Here is a 26,251-nt window from a genome sequence, read left to right as displayed (position 1 = left end):
GGGAGGACTCAGGCACCGACGACAGGACAGCCGGTCGGCCGCGACGGTCACCGGGCGCGACGCGTACCGCTGCGGCGGGCGCGCCGCCCGACGACGCGCGCGGCCCGGAACCGGGTGCGGCACCGCGGGCAGCGGACCCGCCACCACCCATGCCACTGCGCGGGTTGGACGGGGCCGGCGGGCTCGCCGCGCTGCGCGGTCTGCTGGCGCGACCGCTGGCCTCCTACTACCTGCTGCTGTCCAGCGCCGGTCTGCTGCTGCTGATCGGGCTGACCATGGTCTTCTCGGCGACCAGCGTGAAGGACTACGCCGAGGACGGCAACGCCTCGGCCTCGGTGACCAAGCAGGCGATCTTCGCGGTGATCGGCATCGGGGCGTTCTGGGTCTGCCAGCGCCTACCTGCCAGCACGTACCGCTCGCTCGGCCGACCGCTGCTGTTCACCTCGATCGGGCTGCTGCTGGTGCTCAACCTGCTGCTCGCGTACGCCCGGCTCACCAAGCAGGACTCGGCCCGGATCGGCCCGATCGAGGCCCGGCTGCTCTGGCTGTTCATCGGCGGAATCCAGGTCCAGCCCTCCGAGCTGGCCAAGTTCGCGCTGGTGTTGTGGGGCGCGCACCTGATCGCCCGCAAGGGTGCCGCGCTGGGCTGGTGGCGCGAGCTGGCCACCCCGCTCTTCCCGGTGATGGGCCTGCTCTTCGTCCTGGTCGGCTACAACGACGTGGGCACGATGCTCTGCCTGCTCGCCCTGGTGGTGGGTCTGCTCTGGGCCGCCGGCGTCCGCATGCGGGTCTTCGGCGCGCTGACCGTGGTCGGCCTGCTCGGCGTCGGCCTGCTCATCGCGGTGGCCTCGCTGGGCGCCGGCTCCGGCGAGAAGGGCGAGGACAACTACCGCTTCGCCCGGCTGGCCATGTTCTTCAACCCGCCCGACCCGGAGACCTGCAAGCTCGGCGACTGCCTCCAGTTCTACCAGGGTCGACTGGCCATCGAGCACGGCGGCTGGTTCGGTGTCGGGCTGGGCAAGGGCAGCCTGAAGTGGGACTGGCTGCCCGAGGCGCACAACGACTTCATCTTCGCGATCATCGCCGAGGAGTTGGGCGTGATCGGCTGCGCGGTGGTGCTCGCCCTGTTCGCGGTCCTCGCGTACACCGGCTTGCGGATCGCCCGTCGGGTCGACGACCCGTTCCGCCGCTTCGCCGCAGCCGCCGTGACCACCTGGCTGGTCAGCCAGGCCGTGATCAACATTGGTGGGGTGGTCGGGCTGCTGCCGATCACCGGCCTGCCGCTGCCGTTCATCTCCGACGGCGGAAGTGCCCTGGTGGTGACGTTGGCGGGCATCGGCATGCTGGCGTCCTTCGCCCGCGCCGAACCCGATGCGGCCCGAGCACTGCATGCCCGTCCGCCGGCCCGGTGGGTCCGACTACTCTGGGCCCCGTTGCCGCCGCTTCCCGGCAGGCGTCGCCGACCGGCGACGCCGCCCGCTGGCCGAGGGTCCATACCCCGGTCCCGCGAGCGGCGCCATGACGACCAGGCCGCGCCGCGCGGGGTCCGCCAGGACCGCAACCGCGGGGGTACGGCGAGCGAAAGGAGACGCTGATGGGTCCGCTGCGTTCGGTGGTGCTCGCGGGAGGTGGCACCGGGGGGCACGTCTACCCGCTGCTCGCCTTCGCCGACTGCCTGCGCCGACACGACCCGGGCGTCCGGATCACCTGCCTCGGCACACCACGCGGCATGGAGAACGACCTGATCCCGCCGCAGGGCTACGACCTGCGGCAGATCCCGGCATACCAACTGCCCCGGTCGGTCAACATGAACCTGGTCCGTACCCCGGGCCGGATGTGGACCGCGGCGCGCGCCGCGGGCAAGGTGATCGACGAGGTGCAGGCCGACGTGGTCGTCGGCTTCGGCGGGTACGTCTCGGTGCCGGCCTACCTGGCCGCCTGGCGTCGCGAGATGCCCATGGTGATCCACGAGGTGAACGTGCCACCGGGTGTGGCCAACAAGCTGGGCATGAAGTTCACCAAGAACGTCGCCGTCGGCTTCCCGCACCAGCCGAGCCAGGCCGAGTCGCTGCGCGACGCCACAGTGGTCGGGGTGCCGCTGCGCCGCACCATCGCCGCACTGGACCGGTACGCGCTTCGCGACGCCGCCCGCGCCCACTTCGGGCTCCGCCCGGACCTGCCGGTGCTCTTCGTCTCCGGCGGCTCGTCCGGCGCCCGGTCGATCAACCTGGCGGTCTCCGGGGCGGCCAAGGAGCTGGCCCGCAACGGCGTGCAGGTGCTGCACGTGATGGGCGCCCGCAACGAGCCGGTGCCGATCCCCACCGACCTGCCGGTGCCGTACGTGACGCTGCCGTACCTGTCCGAGATGGAGCTGGGCTACGCAGCCGCCGACCTGATGCTGGCCCGGGGAGGGGCGATGACCGTCGCCGAGGTTGCCGCGATCGGGCTGCCGACGATCTACGTGCCGTACCCGCACAGCAACCAGGAGCAGCGGCGCAACGCGCTGCCCGTGGTGGAGGCCGGCGGCGGGCTCCTGGTCGACGACGCGGAGCTCACCCCGGCCTGGCTGGAGCGCACCGTCATCCCCCTGATCCGCGACCCGCAGCGGTTGTACGCGATGGGCGCGGCCGCGGGGGCGTACGGCCGACGCGACGGTGACGAGGCCCTGCGCTCCTTCGTCATCCAGGCGGTTGCCCGATGACCGCGCAGTTCACCCCGGCCGGCACGCTCACCGCGGAGGACCTGGGCGCCGTCCACCTGATCGGGGTGGGCGGGGTGGGCATGCTCGGCGTGGCCCGGCTGCTGCTCACCCGTGGCATCCGGGTCTCCGGGAGCGACCTGCGGGAGTGGCCGTCGTTGGCGGGCCTGCGGGCGCTCGGCGGCACCATCTACCTCAGGCACGAGGCGACCAACCTCGACGGCGTGGACACCGTCGTCTACTCGTCGGCCATCCCCCAGGACCACCTGGAGTTGGTCGAGGCGCGTCGGCGCGGCCTGCGGGTGCTGCACCGTTCGGAGGCCCTCGCCGCGGCGATGACCGGCCGCCGGGCGGTGGCGGTCGCCGGCACGCACGGCAAGACCACCACCACCTCGATGGTGACGATGGTGCTCCAGCAGGCCGGTGTGGACCCGTCCTTCGTGATCGGCGGCGAGATCTCCGAGGTCGGCTCGGGCGCCCACCACGGCACCGGCGAGCACTTCGTGGTCGAGGCCGACGAGAGCGACCGCTCGTTCCTCATCTACCGCCCGTACGTCTCGATCATCACGAACGTCGAGGCGGACCACCTCAACACCTACGGCGACTACGCGACGCTGGAGGCGGCGTTCGTGGAGTTCGCCCGCCTCACCGACCCGGACGGGTTCATCATCACCTGCGCCGACGACCCGGGCGGTCGGCGGCTGGCCGAGAGCCTGCGAGCCGAGGGCCGGCAGGTGTTCACCTACGGCGAGGCGGCCGACGCCGACCTGCGGCTGACCGAGATCGTCTCCTCGGCGCGTGGGGTGCGCTATCTGGCCGCGATCGACGGCCGGTCACTCGGCGAGTTCCGGTTGCCGGTGCCGGGGCGGCACATGGGGCTGAACAGTGCCTCCGCGGTGCTGGCCGCGTACCTGCTGAAACTGCCGATGGAGGCGGCCGAGGCCGCGCTGGCGGTCTTCCCCGGAGTGCGGCGGCGCTTCGAGCGCAAGGGCGTCGCGGACGGCGTGCTGGTCTACGACGAGTACGCCTACCACCCGACCTCGATCACGTTGGCGATGCAGACGCTGCGCGAGGTGGCCGGCGACGGGCGGCTGATCGTCGTCTTCCAGCCGTACCGGCTGTACCGCACCCGGGACAACCAGGCGGAGATCGCCGAGGCGCTGGCCATCGCCGACGAGGTGGTGCTGTTGGAGGTCTTCGGGCCGGGCGAGCTGCGCCAGCCCGGTGAGGGCTCGGCGGCGCTGATCGCGGCGGTGGGGCTGCCCGCCGACCGCAAGGTCTTCGTCGACTCGTGGGAGGCTGCGCCGGTCGAGGTGGTCCGCCGGGCCCGCCCAGGGGACGTCGTGGTGACCATGGGCGCCCCGCCGATCTCGCTGATGGGCGACGAGCTGCTGGCCGCTCTGGGGGCGCGTGCGAACGGCTCCGCGCCGACCGCGACCGTCGACCCGGTGGCCACCGCCCCGGTGATCGGTGATCCGGTGCCGGGCGGCGCCACGGCCGGGGGCGACGGAGCGGCCCTCGGTGGCACGGTCGCGCCCGGCGGCACGGCGCCCACGGCCGGATGAGTCCCGGCCCGGCCCGAGGGCGGACCCGCGCCGCCGACGGCGGCGCCCCGCGTCGCGGTCCGGCGCGGCGTTGGCAGCTGGTCCGGGCGAACCGCGACGCGGTACCACCCTCGACCCGCCGGTTCATGGCCCGTGCCCGGCAGCGCCGCATGCGCGCGGCGCTGCCCTGGGCGGTGGCCGCCGGGGTGCTCGCGCTGGCCGGACTGGTCGCCTGGACGGTGCTGGGCACCGGGCTGTTCGGTGTGCGGGAGGTGCGCGTGGAGGGGGCCGACCTGGTCACCCCGGTGCAGGTGCACGACGCGGTCGCCGTACCGGACGGGGTGCCGCTGGCCCGGGTGGACCTGGCAGCCGCCGCCCGCCGGGTCGGCGCGCTGGCGCCGGTGGAGCGGGCCACAGTGTCCCGCGACTGGCCCGGCACACTGGTGGTGCGGGTGACCGAGCGGACTCCGGTGGCGGCGGTGCCGCAGGGGGAGGCGTACGCCCTGATCGACCGCAGTGGGGTGGCGTTCCGGACGGTGGACCAACGCCCCGCCGGGATGCCGCAGGTGACGGTGGCCCGACCGGCCGCCGACGACCCGGGCACGCGGGCCGGGCTGGAGGTGCTCGTCGCCCTGACCCCGCAGTTGCGCGCCGAGGTGGTGGACGTGAGCGTGGAGGGGTTGGCCCGGATCACCCTGCGGCTGCGCGGAGACCGGACGGTGGTCTGGGGCGACGCGACCCGGGGCGCGGACAAGGCCCGGGTGGCCACCGCGCTGCTCGACGAGGACACCGATCGGATCGACGTGAGTGCCCCGGACGTGGTGACCTTCCGCTGACCCGGCGAGCGCGTCAAGGCGTGACCTGTCGCGCTCCGGCCGGCGACACGCCGGGCGGGTCCTTGGCTCATCGCGTGGTGGCGCTTACGTTGCCCCGAAGAGGTTCAGTGGTTGACATAACTGTAAGCCTCTAGTAGAGGGTGAGGGTTCACTCCTGACTCTCGCTGGTGACAGCTGTCGTCGGCCGCTGGTCTGGCCACGCCGTACCCGGTCGGCCGAAGCCAATCTCGAAGGAAAGGACCGGAGATGACACCTCCGCACAACTACCTGGCGGTCATCAAGGTCGTCGGCATCGGGGGAGGCGGCGTCAACGCCGTCAACCGGATGATCGAGGTTGGGCTCAAGGGCGTCGAGTTCATCGCGATCAACACCGATGCCCAGGCGCTGCTGATGAGTGACGCCGACGTCAAGCTCGACGTCGGCCGGGAGCTGACCCGTGGCCTGGGGGCCGGGGCCAACCCGGACGTCGGCAAGAACGCCGCCGAGGACCACCGCGACGAGATCGAGGAGGTGCTCAAGGGCGCCGACATGGTCTTCGTGACCTGTGGTGAGGGCGGCGGCACCGGCACCGGTGGCGCGCCCGTGGTGGCCAACATCGCCCGCAAGCTCGGTGCGCTGACCATCGGCGTGGTGACCCGGCCGTTCTCCTTCGAGGGCAAGCGCCGTCAGGTGCAGGCCGAAACCGGAATAGACGAACTCCGCAACCAGTGCGACACGCTGATCGTGATTCCGAACGACCGGCTGCTGGCCCTGGGTGACCGCAACATCAGCATGATGGACGCCTTCCGCACTGCCGACCAGGTGCTGCTCTCCGGTGTGCAGGGCATCACCGATCTGATCACGACCCCGGGTCTGATCAACCTGGACTTCGCCGACGTCAAGAGCGTGATGAGCGGCGCCGGCAGCGCGTTGATGGGCATCGGCAGCGCCCGCGGCGAGAACCGCGCGGTCGAGGCGGCCGAGGCGGCCATCTCCAGCCCGCTGCTGGAGCAGAGCATGGACGGCGCGCGCGGCGTGCTGCTCTCCATCGCCGGCGGTTCCGACCTGGGCCTGTTTGAGATCAACGACGCGGCCCAGCTGGTCACCGATGCCGCCCACCCGGACGCCAACATCATCTTCGGCGCGGTCATCGACGACGCGCTCGGTGACGAGGTGCGGGTGACGGTCATCGCGGCGGGCTTCGACGGTGGCACACCCGCGTACAAGGCGGCCGAGCCGACCCGTAAGACCAACACCAACCAGCCGGCGGCGCAGAGCACCCCGGTGCCGGCGCCGGCGACCAACCCGGCTCCGGCCCAGTCGCCGCGCCGAGTGCTCTTCGACGACGTGGACGTTCCCGATTTCCTCAAGAACGGGTCCTGAGCACCGCCGATGACCGACAGCTCAGCCACGGTGGGGCCGGACCGGCACGCCGAGATCGCGGCCGGTCTGGCTCAGGTCAGGTCCCGGATCGCCGACGCCTGCGTGCAGGCCGGCCGGGACCGCGCCGACGTCACGATGATCGCGGTGACGAAGACCTACCCGGCCAGCGACGTGTTGGCGCTGGCCGGGCTCGGGGTCACCGACATGGGGGAGAACCGCGACCAGGAGGCAGCCGGTAAGGCCGCCGAGGTGGCCGCGGCCGGGGTGCGCCCCCGCTGGCACTTCATCGGTCAACTCCAGCGCAACAAGGCCCGCTCGGTGGTCCGGTACGCCGACGTGGTGCAGTCCGTCGACAGTGTCCGGCTGGCCCGGGCGTTGGCCAACGCCACCGCCGACCGGGAGGTGCCGCTGGACGTCATGGTCCAGGTGAGCATCGACGGCGACGCGGCCCGGGGTGGCGCATTGCCTGGTTCGGCCGACCCGGGCGCCGGGCTGGAACCGGTGGCCGAGGCGGTGGCCGACGCGCCCGGGCTGCGTCTGGTCGGTCTCATGGCGGTGGCTCCGCTGGGTTGGGAGCCGGACCGGGCCTTCGCAGAACTCGCGGAGGTTGCCGGCGTGTTTCGGACGGTCCATCCGGGAGCGACCGAGCTGTCCGCGGGAATGAGCGGAGATTTCGACATCGCGATCCGATACGGCGCGACACATGTCCGCGTCGGCAGCGCGTTGCTCGGAATGCGTCCCACGCTGCGGTAGCCTGACCGCGAGACATGGAAATTACATCAGTGTTGTTTCAGGGGTGGCGTCCCCTAGTCGGGGGTCGTGGCGCGCGACGCGAATCGCGCGCCAGGGGATTGCCGCCCCGGTCCGATGGGCATTGTTGTCCATTCGCGACGGGCGACATGGCACGGGGGCGCGTGCCGCACGGCGGACGGAAGGGCGCGGGATGGGTGCACTGCGCAAGGCGGGGGTCTGGCTCGGTCTGGTCGAAGAAGACGACGAGCGGGCCTACGACGACGGTGGCTACGACAAGGGTGGCTACCGCGACTCGCGTTACCGGCAGAGCCGGTACGCCGAGGAGTTCGCCGACGAGGACGAGGACGACACCGAGGAGCCACCGGCTCCCCGGCCGCGGGTCAGTGAGCGGGGTCGACTCTCCGAGCGGGCGAGCGGGCGGTTGAGCGAGTCCGAGCGTGGTGACAACGAGCGTCCGGAGCGGGTCGAGCGGGCCAGCGTACGGTCGATCACCCGGTCGTCGGCTGGTGAGACCTCCGGCGCGCTGACCTACCACACCCGCGACAATCTGGCGCTCGCGCCGCAGGTCGCGTCGCGTGAGCGGGCGTTGCCCGAGGAGGAGCAGCGCTACCAGATCACCACGCTGCACCCGACCACCTACCGCGAGGCGCGCACGATCGGTGAGCACTTCCGCGACGGGGTTCCGGTGATCATCAATCTCACCGAGATGGATGAGGCCGATGCCCGCCGTCTGGTGGACTTCGCCGCCGGTCTGGCGTTCGGCCTGCGCGGTACGATCGAGCGCGTGACCAATCGGGTGTTCCTGCTCTCACCGGCTAATGTCCAGGTCACCGCTGAGGACAAGGCCAAGATCGCTGAGGGCGGTTTTTTCAGTCTGAGTTGACCCCGCCCGACCCGAGGGACGTCGCTGACCGTGTTGTCGATCTTACTGCAAGTGTTGTACCTGGTCCTTTATGTCTTCCTGCTCCTCCTCTTGTCCCGGTTCGTGTTGAGCGCCGTCCTGCAGTACGGCCGTCGCTGGCAACCGGGGCGTGGAGCATCGGCAGGATTGGAATCCGTGTGGAGCGTCACTGATCCCCCTCTCAACGCGTTGAGGCGTGTGATCCCTCCGCTGCGAATTGGTACCGTGAGCATCGACCTGGCCTCCCTTGTGCTCCTGGTTATCCTGTTCGTGCTGATGGAGTTCGTGTTAGGGCCGTCGATCAGGGCATCTGCCTGATGACCGACGCGCTTTCGCGGCCGCAACTGACCCGAGGAGTTTCGATGCCGCTGACCCCGGCCGACGTCCACAACGTCGCCTTCAAAAAGCCGCCGATCGGCAAACGGGGGTATGACGAGGAGGAGGTCGACGCCTTCCTTGACGAGGTCGAGCGCGAGCTCGCCCGTCTCATCGAGGAAAACAACGAGCTGCGCGCCCAGGTGGAGCGCGGCGGCCGTGGCGGTGCCCCCGCCGGCCCCGGCGGCGACGCCCGACTGGCGGCGGAGCTCAACGACGTCAAGGCCCAACTGGACCGGGTGCAGCGCGACAAGTCGGCGGCCGAGCAGGCCGCCCGCGCGATGCAGGCCGAGCTCGAGCAGGTCCGCGCGACCGGCGGCCCGGCCGGCGGCGGCGTCACCGGTGACGGTGAGCAGCAGGCCCTGCGCGTGCTGATGATGGCCCAGCGCACCGCCGACGACCACGTGTCCGACGCTCGTCGCGAGGCCGACCAGCTGCTGTCCGAGGCCCGTGGCAAGGCCGAGGAGGTGACCCGGGAGGCGCGCGCGAAGGCTGACGCCCTTGAGCGGGACGCCCGCCAGCGGCACCAGGAGGCCATGGGCGGCCTGGACGCCAAGCGCACGGCGCTGCAGAAGCACATCGAGGAGCTCAAGCAGTTCGAGCGCGAGTACCGCACCCGGCTCAAGGCCTACCTGGAGAGCCAGCTGCGTGACCTCGACGGTCGCGGCCAGGGCCTCGAAGCCGAGATGACCCGCTCCGAGGCAGGCCGGGTTGCCGGCGGCAACGGGCTGGCCGCTGCGGGCCTCGCCGGTTCGTACGGCGGCGGCGGGCGCTCCGGCGCCCTCGAAGCCGGACGCTGAGCACCGGCCGGCGATCGTTTCCCGCCAATGGTGACGATCGCCGGCCCAGCCTGGACGGTACGACGCGGCGGGGGTGAGCCGTGATAGTCGCAAGTCTCCTGCTCATCCTCGTCGCGGTGGTCCTACTGGTGCTCGGTCTGGCCAGTGGCTCCAGCTTCATGTTGATCATCTCCATCGCGGCCAGTCTGCTGGCCGCCGTGGCGTTGGTGGTGGGCGCCCGCCAGGCAGCCGCCAACCGCGCTATGGCGGATCCCGGTCGGCCCGGCCGGCGGCCCCCCGACGCACCCCGCACGGCCCGCCAGGCCACGGGTGTCGCGTACGGGCCGCCGCTGGTCGAGCCAGAGGTGCCGGTCCAGCACGTGCCCACGACGGTTGGTACCGGCGGCACCGGGTGGCGGCAACCACCCGAGCCGCCGGCCGACCATGCGCCGCCGTTCGACAGGCGCGTCGATGATGCGCCGCCGTTCGATCCGCGCGTCGACGATGTGCCGCCGCTCGACGATGTGCCGCCGTTCGATCCGGGCTCGCCGTTCGTGACCCCGGCCGACGACGCGTCCGCTCTCGCCCGGCCCGTCAGCCCGGCGTCGCCGTTCGCGGCGTCCACCGACGACGCCTTCCTCGACGGTGCCCCGACGGCCGACGAGCCGGCCGAGCAGCCGGTCACTCCCGCCGAGGCGGCCCGGGTGGCGCGACTTCCCGATGACGTCCAGGTGGTCGACGGTCACCCCCGCTACCACCTCGCCAGCTGCCCGCACCTCGTTGGCCGGGCGCCCGAGGCGCTGCCGGTCGCCGAGGCCGTCGAGCTCGGTTTCACGCCCTGCGCGCACTGCGCGCCAGCCACCGCCCTGCTCGCCGACGCCCGGCCGATCTGAAGCGGCGCCGGTGCCCGCGCAGGAGACGCTCACCGTGGCGGTACGGGTGAAGCCGGGCGCCTCCCGTACACGGGTGGGTGGCCGCTTCGATGGTCCACACGGGCCCGCCCTCGTGATCGCGGTGCACGACCCGGCCGTCGACGGTCGGGCGACCGAGGCGGCCCGCAAGGCGTTGGCCGCCGCACTGGGCCTCCGGCCGGCCGCGGTGTCACTGCGGGTCGGCGCGGCCAGCCGCGACAAACTCTTCCTCGTCGATCGGCCCGGCCCGGAGCTGTCCGAGCTGCTGCGCCGACTGCGCGACGGATCCGCCGAGTGAGGAACGCCCAGGCCAGGCTGCTGTGACGCCCGGATTGGACATCGCGCTGCTGCTCGGTGCGGCCGTGCTGCTGGTCGCCGTCGGCGCGGTGCGGCTCTCCACCCGGCTCGGCGTGCCCAGCCTCCTCGTCTACCTGGCGCTGGGCGTGGCGATCGGCGAGGGCGGGCTGGGCATCGGCTTCGAGGACGTCGAGCTGACCCGGGCCCTCGGCTTCTGCGCCCTCATCGTGATCATCGCGGAGGGCGGCCTCACCGCCCGGTGGACCACCCTGCGTCCGGTGCTCGGGCTGGCCTCCGCGCTCTCCACTGTCGGCGTGATCGTCAGCATCGTGGTGGTCGGTGTCGCCGTACACCTGCTGTTGGGGTTGGACTGGCGGTTGGCGCTGCTCTATGGCGCGGTGCTCTCGTCCACCGACGCGGCGGCTGTCTTCGCCACCCTGCGTCGGCTGCGGCTGCCGCCCCGGCTGGTGGCGACGCTGGAGGCCGAGTCGGGCATGAACGACGCCCCGGTGGTGCTGCTGGTGGTGCTGCTGTCCCACGAGGGCTGGGCGCACCCGTGGTGGTACGAGGTCGGGCTGGTCTGTTACGAGCTGGGCGTGGGTGTGGCGGTGGGTGTGGGCGCGGGCGTCGCCGGCACCTGGGCGCTGCGCCGGGCCGCGTTGCCCTCGGCCGGGCTCTACCCGATCGCCGCGGTGGGCATCACCGTGCTGGCGTACGCCGCCGGGGCGGTGCTGCACGCCTCGGGGTTCCTCGCCGTCTACGTGGCCGGGGTGCTGCTGGGCAACGCCCGGTTGTCTCACCGGCAGGCGATCCTCGGTTTCGCGGACGGGCTCGCGTGGCTCGCCCAGATCGGGCTGTTCGTGCTGCTCGGGTTGCTGGCCTCGCCGGGTCGGCTGGACGCGGCCGTGCTGCCCGCGGTGGTCGCGGGACTGGCCCTGGTGCTGCTGGCCCGGCCGTTGTCGGTGGCCGTCTCGGCGCTGCCGTTCCGTGTCAGCCTCCGCGAACAGGCGTTCCTGTCCTGGGCGGGGCTGCGGGGGGCGGTGCCGATCGTGCTGGCCACCATTCCGCTCTCCGAGCGGGTGCCCGGTGCGGAGCGTCTCTTCGACGTGGTCTTCGTGCTGGTGGTGATCTTCACGCTGGTGCAGGCCGGGGCGCTCGGGCCGTTCGCGCGGTGGTTGCGGGTGACAGCGCCGGCCGAGGCGACCGAGATCCACGTGGAGACGGCGCCGCTGGAGCGGATGCGGGCGGACCTGCTCCAGTTGGAGGTGCCGCCGGGCTCGCGGCTGGCCGGTGTGCACGTCGACGAGCTGCGGCTCCCGTTGGGCGCATCGGTCACGCTGGTGCTGCGCGACGGGGTGGGTTTCGTGCCCGCACCGGACACCCGACTGAAGACCGGCGACAGCTTGTTGATCGTGGCGACCGCGGGGGTGCGGGACGCCGCGGAGCGCCGGCTGCGGGCGGTCAGCCGGCGGGGTCGCCTGGCCCGGTGGTTTGGTGAGTACGGGGATGAGGCAGTCGATTGATCTGCTAGCGTTCCCTTTGCCCCAGTTAGGCAGGGCTAGGGGCTGTTTAGCGGAGCGACGGTGCGGCACGTTGTCGGACGCCTGTACGTTCCGTATTCTTGCCAACCTCCGGAGTGCGCGGCCATCATCGCCGTGCGCCCCTTTTCGTACATTAGGGGACGCCTTGGTCGGCGCCCCCGAACCAGGATGCCGCGGACCACGCGGCTCCCCGGCCGAGGGAGCGACCCATGGCGAAGCCAGCCAACACCAGGACCGCCGGGCGCAAGCCGGTGACCAAGCCCACCCGGAGCACGGCGGAGACCGAGAAGATCCGGGCGGCGCTGGCGGCGCGGCGGGACGAGCTTCGCGCCGAGTACGATCAGACGCTGAGTGAGATCACCGAGCTGCAGCGCGACCGGCTGACCGACTCGGCCGGGGACGACCAGGCCGACACGGGCACCAAGACGCTCGAGCGGGAGCAGGAGATCTCTCTCGCCAACAGCATTCTGGAACGGATCACGCAGGTCGAGCGCGCTCTGGAGCGCCTCGACGAGGGTGGTTACGGCTGGTGCGAGCGGTGCGGCAACCCGATCCCGGTCGAGCGCCTCGCCGCCTTCCCGTCGGCCACCCAGTGTGTGACGTGCAAGCAGCTGGAGGAGCGGCGCTGAGGTCCGTTCCCCGGCGGCGATGAGACGGTGAGCGATCACCGCCGAGACTGTCGATGGGGAGCGCATGACCGCAGTACCGTCCGCCGAGCCCGGCCGCACCGACCCGGGAGGCGGCACACGCCGGCCCCGGGCCGTCGCGATCCTTGCCGGAGTCGCCCTCGTGGCCCTGCTGGCCGACCTGGTCACGAAGCACCTCGCGCTGGCCGCGCTGACCGACCGGGAGCCGGTCCGGCTGCTCGGCGGGTTCGTCTACCTGAGCCTGACCCGCAACAGCGGTGCGGCCTGGAGCATCGGCGCGGACCACACCTGGATCTTCCCGCTGATCACGATCGGTGTGGTCGGCTGGATCGTCTGGATGGCGCTGCGACTCCGCTCGCTGCCCTGGGCGATCTCCCTGGGCCTGGTGCTGGGTGGCGCGCTGGGCAACCTCGTCGACCGGATCTTCCGGGCGCCCTCGCCCTTCCACGGGCACGTGGTCGACATGATCAGCCTCTTCGACCCGTACGGCCAGGTCTGGCCGGTGTTCAACCTGGCGGACAGCTCGCTGGTCTGCGGTGTGCTGCTGGCGGTGCTGTTGGAACTGACCGGCCGCCAGCGGGACGGCCGGCGGGCCGGACGCGACGACGCCCCGGCCGAAACGGACGCCACCCAGGGCGCCGACCAGAAGGAGCGGGCATGACCTCCGCCTTCGCCGCTGGCGGCGACCACCGTTCCCTCCCGGTGCCGGACGGCCTCGACGGCATGCGACTGGACCAGGCGGTGTCCCGCCTGTTCGGGCTCTCCCGCACCGCCGCCGCGGCCCTGGTGGATGCCGGGGACGCGCTCGTCGACGGCGCCGCCCGACCCAACTCGCACAAGGTCAAGGCCGGCTCATGGCTGGACGTCACGCTGCCGGCCCCGGTCGCACCGCCGACAGTGGTGCCGCAGGCGGTGCCCGGCCTGCGGGTGGTCTACGCCGACGACGACATCGTGGTGGTCGACAAGCCGGTGGGCGTGGCCGCGCACCCCAGCCCAGGGTGGACCGGCCCGACCGTGATCGGCGCCCTCGCCGCGATCGGGCACCGCATCTCCACCAGTGGCGCCGCCGAGCGACAGGGCGTGGTGCACCGGCTCGACGTGGGCACCACCGGGATCATGGCGGTCGCCAAGAGCGAGCAGGCGTACACGGCGTTGAAGCGGGCCTTCAAGTACCGCGAGGTGGACAAGGGCTACCACGCGGTGGTGCAGGGTCACCTGGACCCGCTGCGCGGGACCGTGGACGCGCCGATCGACCGTCACCCCACCCACGACTACCGCTGGGCGGTGGTGTCCGGCGGCAAGCCGAGCATCACCCACTACGACACCATTGAGGCGTTCCCGGCGGCCAGCCTGGTCGACGTTCGACTGGAGACCGGCCGGACCCACCAGATCCGGGTGCACTTCTCCACCCTGCGGCACCCCTGCGTGGGTGACCTCACCTATGGTGCCGACCCCACCCTCTCGGCCCGTCTCGGCCTGGCCCGACAGTGGCTGCACGCCCGCGAACTGAGCTTCCTGCACCCCCGAACGGGGGACGAGGTCCGGTTCGTCAGCGACTACCCTGACGACCTGGACCGTGCGCTTCAGATCCTGCGTGACTGAGCGGCGACCGCCCGACACCGCTCCGACGAGGGGATCCCGCCCGTGCGCGCCGGCAACCTGCTGCGGCAGCTGGACCAACGGCTGCTGCCGCCGCTGACCCGGGCCGTGACCCGGCTCGGCGAGCGGTCGGCGCGGTCCGGGGTGCTCACCTGGGCCGCCGTGCTCTCCGCGGCGGCGGTCCTGGGCACCGCGGTCTGGGCCGTCGACGACACCCCGGTCGGCGACCAGACGGTGGGTGAGGTGACCCGCGTCGGTGTGACCGACGGCGATTCCGTCCCCGGCTACCTGCGGTCCGCCGCCGCCGACCTGGCCGCGCTGCCCGCGTCGGCGCAGTCCGCGGGGGACGGGACCTACGCGCTGGTCACGCTTTCCGCGTACCTGCCGCCGCAGCGTCTGGCGACGGTCCTCGGCGACGTGGGGGTCTCCACCGTCTTCGGGCGGGTGCCGCTACCCGGGCGGCAGACCGAGATCGTCAAGATTCCCGCGCTGCGGGTGCCGGACGACGTCGTGGCCGGGATGGACCAGGTGGCGGTCCGCAAGGACGTCGAAGCCGCCGACTACCGGGCGCTGGCCGCCACGGTCGACGGTGACGGGCCGGACGAGCGGGAGTTGCGGGAGCGCTACGCCAGCGGCGCCGAGGTGGCCGCCGCCGAGGCGGCCGCGTACCGGACCGGCTGCGCCTGCGTCTATGCCGCTGTGGTGCGAGCGACGCCGGGGGCGCTGCGCGGTGTGGCGGCCCGGCCGGACGTACGTGCGGTCGACCCCGCTCCCGAGGTGTACCGCCTGGACCGCACGGTCTTCACACCTCCGCTGCCCGAGCAGCGCGACGTGGTGCGTCCGCCCGTCGACATCGGGGCGAGTCCGGCGCCCACACCCGACGGGGACGCGCCGTCGACACCACCCGCACCCGCGCCGATTGCGTCGATGGGCGAATCGTCGGAACCCGCACCGGTCGTCACGACTCCGTCACCCGCGCCGTCGCCGGCCACGTCGACCGCGCCACCCCCGCCGACCGTCACCACCTCCCCGGACGCCATCGGTGCCGAGCTGCCGACGCCCGCGTCGTCGTGATCTGCGTCGGCTGGTGTGCGCTCTGAGGTGTGGTCCGAATAGGGTTTGGTTCGTAGCCTGTCAGACGGAGATCGATGGTGCTGGGAGGGCGGGCCGTGGAGGGCAGTGAGACCGGCTGGGGCCGGCCGGCCGAACCAGCGCCGCGGTGGCGCGCGTTGTTGGATCGTGCCCGGCTGGGCGGTCGCGGCGCGGAGCAGACCGAGCCGGACCGGCATGCCGACGACCCGTCACCGGATCCGCTGCCACGGCGCGCGGCACCGAACGGCAACGCCGGGCGGGCGTCCGCCATCGGGCATCCGGCCGAGCTGTCGTACGGCGCGGAGCCCGACTACCGGGCCGAGGCGACCTACCGTGTCGACCCCGCCTACCGGGCCGACCCGGGTTACCGCGCCGAGCCGGACTATCGGGCCGAGTCGGTGTACCGCTCTGAGCCGGACTACCGGTCGGAGCCGGCGTACCGGTCCGAGCCGGCGTACCGGTCCGAGCCGGCGTACCGCGCCGAGCCGGCGTACCGCGCCGAGCCGACGTACCGGGCCGAGCCTGGCTATCGCGTCGAGCCGGAATACCGGGCCGAGCCGGGCTATCGGGCCGAGCCGACGTACCGGGCCGAGCCTGGCTATCGCGTCGAGCCGGAATACCGGGCCGAGCCGGGCTATCGGGCCGAGCCGACGTACCGGGCCGAGCCCGAGCCACCGCCGGCCGTCCCCGACCCGGCCCAGTCGCGGTACGCGTTGCTGGACAACGGATACCGGCCGGGCGACCCGCCGGTGCAGTCCCGGTACGCCCTGCTGGAGACCGGCTACCAACCGGAGACCGGTTACCCGGCGCCCGCGACCCCGTCGGTCGCACCGCCACTCGCCGCACCGGTCGCACCGCCGGTGGCCCCGCCACCCGTCGCGCCGGTGGCACCGCCACCCGCCCCGTCGGTCGGCTCGGCGGTCGCCGAGCGCGCCTACCCGCCCCGGATCGAGTCGGCGCCCGCAGGGCGTCGACCAGGAGCAGGAACGCGCCAACGGGGTGCTCCGGCGTGACCTGGGCACGCCCCGGGTGTTCGCCTTCGCCAACCCCAAGGGCGGGGTGCACAAGACCACCGCCACAGTGCTCGCCGCGGCCACTGTCGGCAGTGTGCGCGGGCAGGGCGTGCTGGCCTGGGACGACAACGAGCTGCGCGGCACCCTCGGGCTGCGCGCCGGCAGTGCCCGGCACGCCCGGACGATCCGTCACCTGATCACCGACCTGGCGCAGATCGAGATCCTCGAGGGCGAGACCCTGCTGGCTCGGCTGGACGACTACCTGCGGCACGCGTCCGACGGCTCGTACGACGTGCTGGCCGGCGAGGAGAGCCCGCGCTTCGCCCAACGACTGGACCAGTTCACCGTCCGACGTGTGCTGGAGCTGCTGCGGCGCACCCACGACGTGGTCTGCGTCGACACCGGCAACAACGTGGAGAGCCCCAACTGGCGCACCGTGATGCAGGCCGCCGACCAGCTCGTGGTGACCACCGTGCCCCGGGAGGACGCGGCGTTCAGCGCCGACTGGATGCTCGACCTGCTGCACGAGGAGGGCATGGGCGAGTTGGCGGACAACGCCATCACCCTCATCTCCTGCCCGACCCCGGGCCGCTCGTCGTTGCAGGACGACCTGGAGCGGCATTTCGCCACCCGTACGCGTGGGGTGGCCGTGGTGCCCTACGACCCGGCGCTGGAGACCGGGTCGTCGATCGAGTACCACCAACTCCAGCCGGAGACCCGGCAGGCCTGGTTGCAGGCGGCGGCGATGATGGTGGAGCCGTTCGCCCGGTGAGCTGGTCTGCCGCCACCGGAGCCCCGGCCCTGCACCGGGCCTGAGAGGATCATCGGGTGAGCCCGGACAACCCCGAACCCGAGCGGCCCGTCGACGATCCCGACCGGGCCGCTCCGCCCGACCCGTCGGGGACCACGTCGCAGACGCAGCCCGCTGCCCAACCGCCGGCGTACGCCGAACCGCCGGGCGCCGCACCCTCGACCGCGTCCCGGAGCTGGTTCGAGTTGACCTCCGACGAGCCGCGTCGTCCGCTGCGCACCGCGGCGACGGTGCTGGGCGCCGTGCTCGCGCTGGCCGTGCTGGGTGTGCCGTTCGGGCTGCTGTGGGCCGTGCTCGCGCCGGCCACGCCGGTGCTCAAGACCGCCGAGGGGGCGATCTACGCCGACCCGCAACCGGAGCAGCCGATCGCGGCGGACGGGTGGTTCAGTCTGCTGGGGCTCGGCTTCGGGCTGCTGGTGGCGCTCGTCCTGTGGTTCGTGCTGCGCCGGCGGCGTGGCCCGGTCGGGTTGCTCGCCGCGGTTCTCGGCGCGTTGGCCGCCGCGCCGGTGGCCTGGCAGGTGGGGCGGCGGGTCGGTCTGGCCACCTTCGACCGGCTGCTGGACACCGCCCCGGCGGGGCAGTCCTTCACCAAGCCCCCGGACCTGCGGGCCGGCGGGGTCGACTGGCTGCTCGGCGTCCTGCCGGTGCCGCACGGCAACCTGCTGCTGCCGGCCTTCGGGGCCGCGATCACGTACACCCTCCTGGCCGGCTGGTCGCGGTGGCCGGGCCTGCGCCCGGAACCCGAGCCGGCCGACCTCAGTTGGGTGTCGGTGGGGACGACGCCAGCTCCGCCAGCGGCACCGGAACCGCCCGTACCTGGCGCAGCAGAGCCGCCTCGCGGTTGAGCAGCCGCAGTTCGGCGCGCAGCCGCGCGGCGGTGTCGTCGATCGCCAGCAGGCGCTGCCGGTCGTCGACGGTGAGCGCCGCGGTCGCCGCCACCAGGTGGGAGAGCACCGTCGGATCCTCCGGCAGTTGCTCGGAGATCTCCTCCGGGTCGGAGCGGATCAGGCCGAGGTACTGCCGGAACACCGCGATCACCCGGGCGGCCAGCAGATCGGCCACCTCGTCCGACCCGGCCGGGTCGGGCAGCCACTCGACGTCGGCGGTCAGATAGGGGGCCGCGCTGTCGTCGACCTCGGCGATCCGGAAACGGCGTCGGCCGACCGTGACGATGTCGAAGCCGCCATCGGTCAGCTCGGTCACCTGACGCAGCTCGGCGGTGCAGCCCACCTCGTGCAGGGTGACGTCGCCGACGCCGGGCGTCGCGCGGGCGCCGGGACCGGCGGGCGCGACCTCCCAGCCAGCCTGGATGGCCACCACACCGAACTCGCGGGGAGCGCCCTCGGGCAGGTCGACGAGGTGTCGGACCAGCGCCCGGTAGCGCTCCTCGAAGATGTGCAGCGGCAGCACCAACCCGGGAAAGAGCACCGTTGCGAGCGGAAACACCGGCAGCCGTGCGGTCACATGGTCGAGCCTAACCAATCTCGCCCGCGTGGGCGTGGCCCGGCTCACCGTCCCGGCGGACGGGCGGCTCGGGTGTACGCCGGGCCGGCCGCCTAGACTCGCAAGGGTGCTGAATCGGATCGACCTGCGCAAGGGTCTCGGAGACCCGCGCCGCCTGCTGCCCCGTGCCCAGCTCGACGTGTCGGTTGCCGTCGAGCGGATCCGCCCGCTGGTGGAGGCGGTTCGCGAGCATGGCTACCCGGCGATCCGGGAGGCCAGCGAGCGATTCGACGGCATCTCCCCCGAGGTGCTGCGGGTGCCGGTCGAGGCGATCACCGAGGCCGAGGGGGTGCTCGACCCGGCTGTGCGCGCCGCGCTGCTGGAGTCGATCAGCCGGGCCCGTCGGGTTCACGACGACCAGCGGCGCACCGACCACACCACGCAGGTGGTGCCCGGCGGCACGGTCACCGAGCGCTGGCTGCCGGTCGACCGGGTCGGCCTCTACGTGCCCGGTGGCCTGGCGATGTACCCGTCGACGGTGGTGATGAACGTCGTGCCCGCGCAGGCGGCCGGCGTGCGGTCGCTGGTGGTGGTCAGCCCGCCGCAGAAGGACAATGGCGGTCTGCCCGACCCCCGGGTGCTCGCCGCGTGCGCGCTGCTCGGCGTCGACGAGGTGTACGCCGTGGGCGGGGCCCAGGCGGTGGCGATGCTGGCGTACGGCGCGGCGGTCGACCCGTTGGGTGAGCTGCGGTGCGACCCTGTCGACCTGATCACCGGCCCCGGCAACATCTGGGTGACCGCCGCCAAGCGGCTGCTGCGCGGCGTGGTCGGCATCGACGCCGAGGCCGGGCCGACCGAGATCGCCATCCTCGCCGACGACACGGCCGATCCGGCGCACGTGGCCGCCGACCTGATCAGTCAGGCCGAGCACGACCCGCTCGCCGCGAGCGTGCTGGTCACCCCGTCGCTGGCGCTGGTCGAGTCGGTCGAGCGGGAGTTGGCCCGGCAGGTGCCGGCGACCAAGCACACCGAGCGGGTGACCACGGCGCTGACCGGTGAGCAGAGCGGCGTCGTCCTGGTCGACGATCTTGAGGCGGGGTTGCGGGTGGTCGACGCGTACGCGGCCGAGCACCTGGAGATCCAGACGGTCGACGCCCGGCAGTGGGCGCTGCGGGTCCGCAACGCCGGGGCGATCTTCGTGGGCGCCTGGTCGCCGGTGTCGCTCGGCGACTACTGCGCCGGGTCCAACCACGTGCTGCCCACCGGCGGCTGCGCCCGGCACTCCTCGGGGCTGTCCGTGCAGTCGTTCCTGCGCGGCGTGCACCTGATCGAATACACCGAGACGGCTCTGCGTGAGGTGGCCCCGCACGTGGTGACCCTGGCCAACGTGGAGGACCTGCCGGCGCACGGCCAGGCGGTCCAGGCCCGTTTCCCGGGTGGAGCGGCATGAGCGAGCGCAGCGAGCGAACCAGCTGGCTCAGTCGCCCGGTGCCTCAGGTCGCCTCCTCGCGAAGCGGGGAGGCGACATGAGCAGCCTGGACGAGCTGCCGATCCGCGACGACCTGCGCGGGCTCTCGCCGTACGGGGCGCCGCAGCTCGACGTGCCGGTGCGGCTCAACACCAACGAGAACTCGTACGCGGTGCCGGAGCCGGTGGTCGAGGCGATCGGCAAGGCGCTCGCGGCCGAGCTGCGCGACTTGAACCGCTACCCGGACCGGGACGCGCTGGCGCTCCGGGCCGACCTGGCCGAATATCTCGGGCACGGGCTCACCGTCGAGCAGGTGTGGGCGGCCAACGGCTCCAACGAGATCCAGCAGCAGCTTTTGCAGGCGTTCGGTGGGCCGGGGCGCAGCGCGCTCGGCTTCGTTCCGGCGTACTCGATGCATCCGCTGCTGGCCCTCGGCACCGGCACCCGGTGGGTGCCCGCCGAGCGCGGCGTCGACTTCGGGTTGACCGCCGAGGAGGCGGTCGCCCAGGTCCGTGAGCACCGGCCCGACGTGGTCTTCCTCTGCTCGCCGAACAACCCCACCGGCACGGCACTGGACCCGGCGGTGATCGCCGCGGTGCTCGACGTCGCGCCGGGCATGGTGGTCGTGGACGAGGCGTACGCCGAGTTCGCCCGACCGGGCACGGTCAGCGCCCTCGCGGTGCTGCCCGGCCACCCGCGGCTGGTGGTGAGCCGCACGATGAGCAAGGCGTTCGGCTTCGCCGGCGGGCGGTTGGGCTACCTGGCCGCCGACCCGGCGGTGGTGCAGGCGGTGCAGCTCGTCCGTTTGCCGTACCATCTCTCCGCACTGACCCAGGCCGCCGCACGGGCGGCGGTGACCCACCGCGACGCACTCCTCGGCACGGTCAGCGCGATCATGGCGCAGCGGGACCGGATCGTGGCGACGCTGCGCGAGCGTGGGTTGCGGGTCGCCGACAGCGACGCCAACTTCGTGCTCTTCGAGGCGGGCGGGGACCAGACCACCGTCTGGAAGGCGCTGCTGGCACAGGGGGTGCTGGTCCGTGACGTCGGCCTGCCCGGCTGGCTGCGGGTGACCGCGGGCACCCCGACCGAGACCGACGCCTTCCTTTCTGCAATGGAGACTGTGTGATGAGCCGGACCGCCCGGGTGGAGCGGATCACCAAGGAGACCAAGGTCCTCGTCGAGATCGACCTCGACGGCACCGGCGCCGCCGAGATCAGCACCGGCGTCGGCTTCTACGACCACATGCTGCACCAGATCGCCCGGCACGGCGGCTTCGACCTGACCGTGCGCACCGTGGGTGACCTGGAGATCGACGCGCACCACACGATCGAGGACACGGCGCTCGCCCTGGGTGCCGCGTTCGACCAGGCGCTGGGCGACAAGGCCGGCATCCGGCGGTACGGCTCGGCGACCGTGCCCATGGACGAGGTGCTGGTCCGGGCCGCGGTGGACCTCTCGGGTCGGCCGTACGTGGTGCACGACGAGCCGGCGCTGGCCCCGTACATCGGGCCGGTGTACGCGACGAGCATGACCCGGCACATCTGGGAGTCCTTCGGTCAGGCGGCCCGGGTCACGCTGCACGTCGACGTGCTGCGGGCGGCCCGGCCGGGCGGTCACCCGGACGCGCACCACGTGGTGGAGGCGCAGTTCAAGGCGGTCTCCCGGGCGCTGCGGGAGGCGACCGCGATCGACCCACGCTCGGCGGGCGCGATTCCCAGCACGAAGGGTGCTCTCTGATGAGCGCGAGGAGTGCAGCGCAGCGGAGCCCCGCAGTCGCGATTCGAGGGTGGCTCTGATGGGTGCCGCGTTGCCGACGTTGTTGCTGATCCTGGCCGGGGTGCTGGTGGGTGGCACCTGGTCGCTCTACCGGCAGGGTGCGCCGAAGGCGGCTGTCCTGGTCACCGCGGCGCTCGCGGTGCTCGCCACTGTCGCCGGGGTTCTGCGGCTGCTGCCGGAGAACGGGTGATCGGGGTGACGACATGAGTGATGTGGTGGTGCTCGACTACGGCTCGGGCAACCTGCGCTCGGCGGAGCGGGCGCTGGCCGCCGCCGGCGCTGACGTGCGGGTGACCGACGACCTGGCCGCTGCGGCCGCCGCCGACGGCCTGGTGGTCCCGGGGGTGGGCGCGTATGCGGCGTGCATGGCCGGGATCGAGGCGCTCGGTGCCGGCCCGGTGATCGCCGAGCGGGTGGCGGCGGGTCGGCCGGTGCTCGGCATCTGTGTGGGCATGCAGGTGCTCTTCGAGTACGGCGAGGAGCATGGTGTGGTGACCAAGGGGCTCGGGTTGCTGCCCGGCGGGGTGACCCGGTTGGCCGCCACCCGGTTGCCGCACATGGGTTGGAACACGGTCCGGGCACCCGAGGGGTCGGTGCTCTTCGCCGGGTTGTCGGAGCAGAGCCGGTTCTACTTCGTCCACTCGTACGCGATGGGGGACCCGGCAGCGCTGGCTGCTGCCGGTGCCACGGTGACCACCGCCCATCACGACACTGATTTCGTCGCCGCGGTGGAGCGTGGTCCGCTGTCGGCGGCCCAGTTCCACCCGGAGAAGTCCGCCGACACCGGTGCCGCGCTGCTGCGCAACTGGCTCGTCACGCTGCCCAGCGGTGACTGACCGTCGTCGCCCGGTGCCCGGCGCGAGGGTGTCGCGGTGAGCCGGGAACGGGCCCGTCGTCGGGCGGTGCGTGAGGCCGAGCAGGCCCGGGAGCGGGCGGTGCGGCAGCGGCAGGTGGCGCGCCGTCAGCGCCGTCGCGCGGTGGTCCGCCGGTTGACGCCGCAGGTGCGGCGGGGCCGCTCCGGACGGTTGCCCCGGCACAGCCGGGGTGAGCGGGCCGCGATTGTGCTGCTGACCGGTGCCGCGCTGATTCTGATCTGGACGTTCGTCGACAACCTGGCGCTGCGTGTCGCGCTGATGGTGCTCTTGCTGCTCGTACTGCCGGCGATCGTCGTGATCGCCCTGGACCGTCGTACCTGATCGAGGAGAAGACGTTGAGCCTCACCCTGTTACCCGCTGTGGATGTCGCCGACGGCCGGGCCGTCCGGCTCGTGCAGGGCGCCGTCGGAAGCGAGAGCATCTATGGCGAGCCGTTGGACGCGGCGCTGGCCTGGCAGCAGGACGGCGCCGAGTGGATCCACCTGGTCGACCTGGACGCGGCGTTCGGTCGGGGCACCAACGCGCACCTGCTCGCCGAGGTGGTGCGTCAGTTGGACGTGAAGGTGGAGCTCTCCGGCGGCATCCGGGACGACGAGTCGCTGCGGGCGGCGCTGGGCACCGGGGCGACCAGGGTGAACATCGGCACCGCCGCCCTGGAGGACCCGGTCTGGTGTGACCGCGTGGTGGGGGAGTACGGCGACCGGGTGGCCATCGGGCTGGACGTGCGCGGCCACACCCTCTCGGCGCGCGGTTGGACCCGCGACGGTGGTGACCTGTACGAGGTGCTGGAGCGGCTGGACAAGGCGGGCGCGAGCCGGTACGTGGTCACCGACATCACCAAGGACGGCACGATGCGCGGGCCGAACCTGGACCTGCTGCGCGAGGTGTGCGCCCGCACGGACCGGCCGGTGATCGCCTCCGGTGGGGTGTCCACGTTGGACGACCTGCGGGCGTTGGCGACCCTGGAGCCGCTCGGGGTGGAGGGTGTGATCGCCGGTAAGGCGCTCTATGCGGGTGCCTTCACGGTGGCCGAGGCGCTGCGGACCCTGGCCGAGGCGTGACGGTCACCCGGCTCTCCTCGGGTGGCCCGTGGGAGCAGCGGTACGGCTATTCCCGGGTGGTCCGGGCCGGTGACCTGGCGTTCACGGCCGGTTGCACGGCGACGGTGGACGGTCGGGTGGTGCACGTCGGTGACGCCGCCGCCCAGACCGCGCAGGCGTTGCGGATCGGGCTGGACGCGCTGGCCGAGGTGGGTGCGGAGCCCGGCGACGTGGTCCGGACCAGGATGTATGTGATCGACCGGCTGCACGCCGACGAGGTGGGCCGGGCGCACAACGCGGTCTTCGGCGCGGTCCGGCCGGCGGCGACCCTGGTGGTGGTGGCCGGTCTGCTGGATCCGGAGCACCTGGTCGAGGTGGAGTTGGAGGCGTACCTCGGCGGTCGCTGAGGTCGGCGGTCGGCGTGGTGCCGGCCGCTTCCCGGCCAGATAAGTTGTGCACAACTTAATTGTGGGCTACGGTTCAGCGGTGACCGATGATCTGCTGTTGCGCCGACAGGTGTGCTTCGCGCTCTACGCCGCGTCGCGCGCCCTCACCGACGTCTACCGGCCGATCCTCGACGAGTTCGGGCTGACCTACCCGCAGTACCTGGTGCTGCTGGTGCTCTGGGAACGCCCCGACGACGCCCCCACGGTGTCCGAGCTCGGCGCCGAGCTGCGACTGGACTCCGGCACGCTCTCCCCGCTGCTCAAGCGGCTGGAAGGAGCGGGCCTGGTGGTTCGGCGGCGGTCGGCGCGCGACGAGCGGCGGGTCGAGGTGGGCCTCACCGAGCAGGGGCGGGCGCTGCGGGAGCAGCTCTGCGACGTCCCGCTGCGGATCGCCCTGGCCACCGGGCTGGGCATCGATGAGCTTGTCGCGTTGCGCGACACGCTCACCCGGGTCACCGACACCATCCATCGACAGAAGGAGCAGTGACTCTCATGCAGGTCATCTACACCGCATCCGCGACCGCCAAGGGTGATGGCCGCGACGGCCACGTCGAGACCTCCGACGGCACCCTCGCGCTCGACCTGGCCGTGCCGAAGGAGATGGGTGGCGCCGGCGGCGCCGCCAACCCCGAGCAGCTCTTCGCCGCCGGCTACGCGGCCTGCTTCCACAGCGCGCTGCGACTGGTGGGCCGCCGGGCCAAGGCCGACGTGAGCGACTCCGTCGTCGCGGCCGAGGTGGGCATCGGCCCGAACGGCAGCGGCGGTTTCGGGCTCACCGTCGAGCTCGTCGTCGACCTGCCCGCCGTCTCCCGCGAGACCGCCGAGCAGATCGTCGAGCAGGCCCACCAGGTCTGCCCGTACTCGAACGCGACCCGCGGCAACATCGACGTCACGCTGACCGTCCGGGAGACCCTGGCCGCGTGACCTCGCGGACCGAGACCCCCACCGCGGACGAGAGGACGACCACCCCGTGACCAGAAACCGCGAGATCCACCTGGCCAGCCGCCCTCAGGGCTGGCCCACCGAGGACACCTTCCGACTCGTCGAGACCGACGTCCCGACGCCGGGCCCGGGCCAGATCGTGGTCCGCAACCAGTACATGTCGGTCGACCCGTACATGCGCGGACGGATGAACGACGTCAAGTCGTACGTGCCGCCGTTCGCCCTCGACGCGCCGCTCGACGGTGCCTCGATCGGCGAGGTGATGGCCAGCGAGGCACCGGACGTCGCCGTCGGGACCACCGTCCTGCACGGGCTGGGCTGGCGGGAGTACGCGCTGCTCGACGCCACCGCCGCCCGGCCGGTCGACCCGAGCGTCGCGCCGGTCAGCGCGTACCTCAGCGTGCTGGGCATGACCGGGCTGACCGCGTACGCCGGGCTGCTGGAGGTCGCCGCGATGAAGCCCGGCGAGACGGTCTTCGTCTCCGCCGCAGCCGGCGCGGTCGGCAGCCTGGTCGGCCAGATAGCAAAGCTCAAGGGTGCCGGCCGGGTGGTCGGCAGCGCCGGCTCGCCGGCCAAGGTCGAGCGGCTGCGGGCGCTGGGCTTCGACGCCGCGTTCGACTACCACGACGGGCCGGTCCGCGAGTCGCTGCGGGCAGCCGCGCCGGACGGCGTCGACGTCTACTTCGACAACGTCGGCGGCGATCACCTGGAGGCCGCCATCTCGGCCATGAACCTGCACGGCCGGGCCGCGATCTGCGGCATGATCTCGCAGTACAACGAGACCGAGCCGTCGGCCGCGCCGCGCAACCTGGCGTTGGTCATCGGCAAGCGGCTCACCCTGCGCGGCTTTTTGGTCAACGACCACAACGACATGCGGGCGGCGTTCGTCCGCGACGTCGCCGGCTGGCTGCGCGAGGGCACGCTGTCCTACGACGAGACGATCGTGGACGGCATCGAGAACGCTCCGGACGCGTTCATCGGCCTGCTGCGTGGCGACAACCTCGGCAAGATGCTCGTCAAGGTGTGACCCAGGCCTCGTTCACGGCGGTCGACCCGATCGGGTCGACCGCCGTGTCGTTGACGGAGGATAGGCTCGCGG

The 26,251-nt window shown here is 72.6% G+C and carries 29 protein-coding genes and 1 pseudogene; 29 read left to right on the top strand and 1 reads right to left on the bottom strand.

Annotated elements, in window-relative coordinates:
• Positions 1-149: 149 nt before the first annotated feature.
• From AC3CF1_RS10490 to AC3CF1_RS10405, 18 genes and pseudogenes are all read left to right on the top strand, one after another.
• The gene (locus AC3CF1_RS10490) at positions 150-1,595 is read left to right on the top strand and encodes an FtsW/RodA/SpoVE family cell cycle protein (protein WP_488452063.1); all 1,446 of its coding nucleotides are present in this window, start codon (positions 150-152) and stop codon (positions 1,593-1,595) included.
• Positions 1,595-2,701, top strand: a complete 1,107-nt coding sequence (gene murG / locus AC3CF1_RS10485; protein WP_099856017.1) for an undecaprenyldiphospho-muramoylpentapeptide beta-N-acetylglucosaminyltransferase — start codon at positions 1,595-1,597, stop codon at positions 2,699-2,701. The genes AC3CF1_RS10490 and murG overlap by 1 nt, the downstream gene beginning before the upstream one ends.
• Positions 2,698-4,263, top strand: coding sequence for a UDP-N-acetylmuramate--L-alanine ligase (gene murC / locus AC3CF1_RS10480; protein WP_488450293.1), 1,566 nt, complete (start codon positions 2,698-2,700; stop codon positions 4,261-4,263). The genes murG and murC overlap by 4 nt, the downstream gene beginning before the upstream one ends.
• Positions 4,260-5,078 (top strand): cell division protein FtsQ/DivIB, encoded by an 819-nt coding sequence (locus tag AC3CF1_RS10475; RefSeq protein WP_488450291.1) that lies wholly within the window; start codon positions 4,260-4,262, stop codon positions 5,076-5,078. The genes murC and AC3CF1_RS10475 overlap by 4 nt, the downstream gene beginning before the upstream one ends.
• A 246-nt stretch (positions 5,079-5,324) precedes the next feature.
• The gene (gene ftsZ / locus AC3CF1_RS10470) at positions 5,325-6,440 is read left to right on the top strand and encodes a cell division protein FtsZ (protein WP_088949375.1); all 1,116 of its coding nucleotides are present in this window, start codon (positions 5,325-5,327) and stop codon (positions 6,438-6,440) included.
• Between the two features lie 9 nt (positions 6,441-6,449).
• Complete coding sequence (locus AC3CF1_RS10465) at positions 6,450-7,193, top strand: YggS family pyridoxal phosphate-dependent enzyme (RefSeq protein WP_488450289.1); 744 nt, start codon at positions 6,450-6,452, stop codon at positions 7,191-7,193.
• Between the two features lie 190 nt (positions 7,194-7,383).
• Positions 7,384-8,076: a cell division protein SepF gene (locus AC3CF1_RS10460; protein ID WP_141910526.1), complete on the top strand. Its 693-nt coding sequence runs from the start codon at positions 7,384-7,386 to the stop codon at positions 8,074-8,076.
• Between the two features lie 30 nt (positions 8,077-8,106).
• Positions 8,107-8,412 carry a YggT family protein gene (locus tag AC3CF1_RS10455; RefSeq protein ID WP_088949372.1) on the top strand — a complete coding sequence of 102 codons (306 nt, stop codon included), beginning with the start codon at positions 8,107-8,109 and terminating at the stop codon, positions 8,410-8,412.
• Positions 8,413-8,456: 44 nt separating this feature from the next.
• Complete coding sequence (locus AC3CF1_RS10450) at positions 8,457-9,269, top strand: DivIVA domain-containing protein (RefSeq protein WP_088949371.1); 813 nt, start codon at positions 8,457-8,459, stop codon at positions 9,267-9,269.
• 80 nt (positions 9,270-9,349) lie between these two features.
• On the top strand, positions 9,350-10,141 hold the full coding sequence (locus AC3CF1_RS10445; RefSeq protein WP_488450286.1) for a hypothetical protein: 792 nt from the start codon (positions 9,350-9,352) through the stop codon (positions 10,139-10,141).
• Between the two features lie 10 nt (positions 10,142-10,151).
• Entirely contained in the window at positions 10,152-10,457 is a 306-nt protein-coding gene (locus AC3CF1_RS10440; RefSeq protein WP_210793882.1) for a DUF167 domain-containing protein, read from the top strand.
• 22 nt (positions 10,458-10,479) lie between these two features.
• Entirely contained in the window at positions 10,480-11,979 is a 1,500-nt protein-coding gene (locus tag AC3CF1_RS10435) for a potassium/proton antiporter (protein WP_488450284.1), read from the top strand.
• 227 nt (positions 11,980-12,206) lie between these two features.
• Positions 12,207-12,626 (top strand): TraR/DksA family transcriptional regulator, encoded by a 420-nt coding sequence (locus AC3CF1_RS10430; RefSeq protein WP_355162655.1) that lies wholly within the window; start codon positions 12,207-12,209, stop codon positions 12,624-12,626.
• 64 nt (positions 12,627-12,690) lie between these two features.
• Positions 12,691-13,305: a signal peptidase II gene (gene lspA, locus AC3CF1_RS10425; RefSeq protein WP_088949366.1), complete on the top strand. Its 615-nt coding sequence runs from the start codon at positions 12,691-12,693 to the stop codon at positions 13,303-13,305.
• Positions 13,302-14,246 (top strand): RluA family pseudouridine synthase, encoded by a 945-nt coding sequence (locus tag AC3CF1_RS10420; protein WP_088949365.1) that lies wholly within the window; start codon positions 13,302-13,304, stop codon positions 14,244-14,246. The genes lspA and AC3CF1_RS10420 overlap by 4 nt, the downstream gene beginning before the upstream one ends.
• 42 nt (positions 14,247-14,288) lie before the next feature.
• Positions 14,289-15,317, top strand: coding sequence for a hypothetical protein (locus AC3CF1_RS10415; protein ID WP_488450281.1), 1,029 nt, complete (start codon positions 14,289-14,291; stop codon positions 15,315-15,317).
• Positions 15,318-15,412: 95 nt separating this feature from the next.
• A pseudogene (locus AC3CF1_RS10410) lies at positions 15,413-17,120 on the top strand (MinD/ParA family ATP-binding protein).
• Between the two features lie 56 nt (positions 17,121-17,176).
• A complete protein-coding gene (locus AC3CF1_RS10405; RefSeq protein ID WP_488450279.1) occupies positions 17,177-18,004 on the top strand; it encodes a DUF2567 domain-containing protein in 828 nt (275 codons plus the stop codon).
• Here AC3CF1_RS10405 and AC3CF1_RS10400 read toward each other — a convergent pair.
• Positions 17,916-18,623: an LON peptidase substrate-binding domain-containing protein gene (locus AC3CF1_RS10400; protein ID WP_088949361.1), complete on the bottom strand. Its 708-nt coding sequence runs from the start codon at positions 18,621-18,623 to the stop codon at positions 17,916-17,918. The genes AC3CF1_RS10405 and AC3CF1_RS10400 overlap by 89 nt on opposite strands.
• Before the next feature lie 106 nt (positions 18,624-18,729).
• On the opposite strand from AC3CF1_RS10400, the gene hisD reads away from it, so the two are divergent.
• From hisD to AC3CF1_RS10345, 11 genes are all read left to right on the top strand, one after another.
• Positions 18,730-20,052, top strand: a complete 1,323-nt coding sequence (hisD, locus tag AC3CF1_RS10395; RefSeq protein ID WP_088949360.1) for a histidinol dehydrogenase — start codon at positions 18,730-18,732, stop codon at positions 20,050-20,052.
• Between the two features lie 76 nt (positions 20,053-20,128).
• A complete protein-coding gene (locus tag AC3CF1_RS10390; protein WP_488450276.1) occupies positions 20,129-21,199 on the top strand; it encodes a histidinol-phosphate transaminase in 1,071 nt (356 codons plus the stop codon).
• Positions 21,199-21,810 (top strand): imidazoleglycerol-phosphate dehydratase HisB, encoded by a 612-nt coding sequence (gene hisB, locus AC3CF1_RS10385; protein ID WP_088949358.1) that lies wholly within the window; start codon positions 21,199-21,201, stop codon positions 21,808-21,810. Before AC3CF1_RS10390 ends, hisB begins: the two co-directional genes overlap by 1 nt.
• A 58-nt stretch (positions 21,811-21,868) precedes the next feature.
• Positions 21,869-22,039 carry a hypothetical protein gene (locus AC3CF1_RS10380; RefSeq protein ID WP_165435803.1) on the top strand — a complete coding sequence of 57 codons (171 nt, stop codon included), beginning with the start codon at positions 21,869-21,871 and terminating at the stop codon, positions 22,037-22,039.
• Positions 22,040-22,052: 13 nt separating this feature from the next.
• Positions 22,053-22,685 carry an imidazole glycerol phosphate synthase subunit HisH gene (hisH, locus tag AC3CF1_RS10375; RefSeq protein ID WP_088949357.1) on the top strand — a complete coding sequence of 211 codons (633 nt, stop codon included), beginning with the start codon at positions 22,053-22,055 and terminating at the stop codon, positions 22,683-22,685.
• A gap of 36 nt (positions 22,686-22,721) precedes the next feature.
• Positions 22,722-23,045, top strand: coding sequence for a hypothetical protein (locus AC3CF1_RS10370; RefSeq protein ID WP_088949356.1), 324 nt, complete (start codon positions 22,722-22,724; stop codon positions 23,043-23,045).
• Between the two features lie 14 nt (positions 23,046-23,059).
• Positions 23,060-23,785, top strand: a complete 726-nt coding sequence (gene priA / locus AC3CF1_RS10365) for a bifunctional 1-(5-phosphoribosyl)-5-((5-phosphoribosylamino)methylideneamino)imidazole-4-carboxamide isomerase/phosphoribosylanthranilate isomerase PriA (protein ID WP_088949355.1) — start codon at positions 23,060-23,062, stop codon at positions 23,783-23,785.
• A complete protein-coding gene (locus tag AC3CF1_RS10360) occupies positions 23,782-24,171 on the top strand; it encodes a RidA family protein (RefSeq protein WP_088949354.1) in 390 nt (129 codons plus the stop codon). Before priA ends, AC3CF1_RS10360 begins: the two co-directional genes overlap by 4 nt.
• A gap of 79 nt (positions 24,172-24,250) precedes the next feature.
• Positions 24,251-24,697, top strand: a complete 447-nt coding sequence (locus AC3CF1_RS10355; protein ID WP_088951911.1) for a MarR family winged helix-turn-helix transcriptional regulator — start codon at positions 24,251-24,253, stop codon at positions 24,695-24,697.
• Positions 24,698-24,702: 5 nt separating this feature from the next.
• Positions 24,703-25,134, top strand: a complete 432-nt coding sequence (locus AC3CF1_RS10350; protein WP_088949353.1) for an organic hydroperoxide resistance protein — start codon at positions 24,703-24,705, stop codon at positions 25,132-25,134.
• Positions 25,135-25,180: 46 nt separating this feature from the next.
• Positions 25,181-26,179, top strand: a complete 999-nt coding sequence (locus AC3CF1_RS10345) for an NADP-dependent oxidoreductase (protein WP_488450272.1) — start codon at positions 25,181-25,183, stop codon at positions 26,177-26,179.
• Positions 26,180-26,251: the final 72 nt, after the last annotated feature.

It is taken from the genome of Micromonospora sp. MGP-C2 (assembly GCF_057766525.1).
This window is presented reverse-complemented; position numbering and strand designations above follow the sequence as displayed.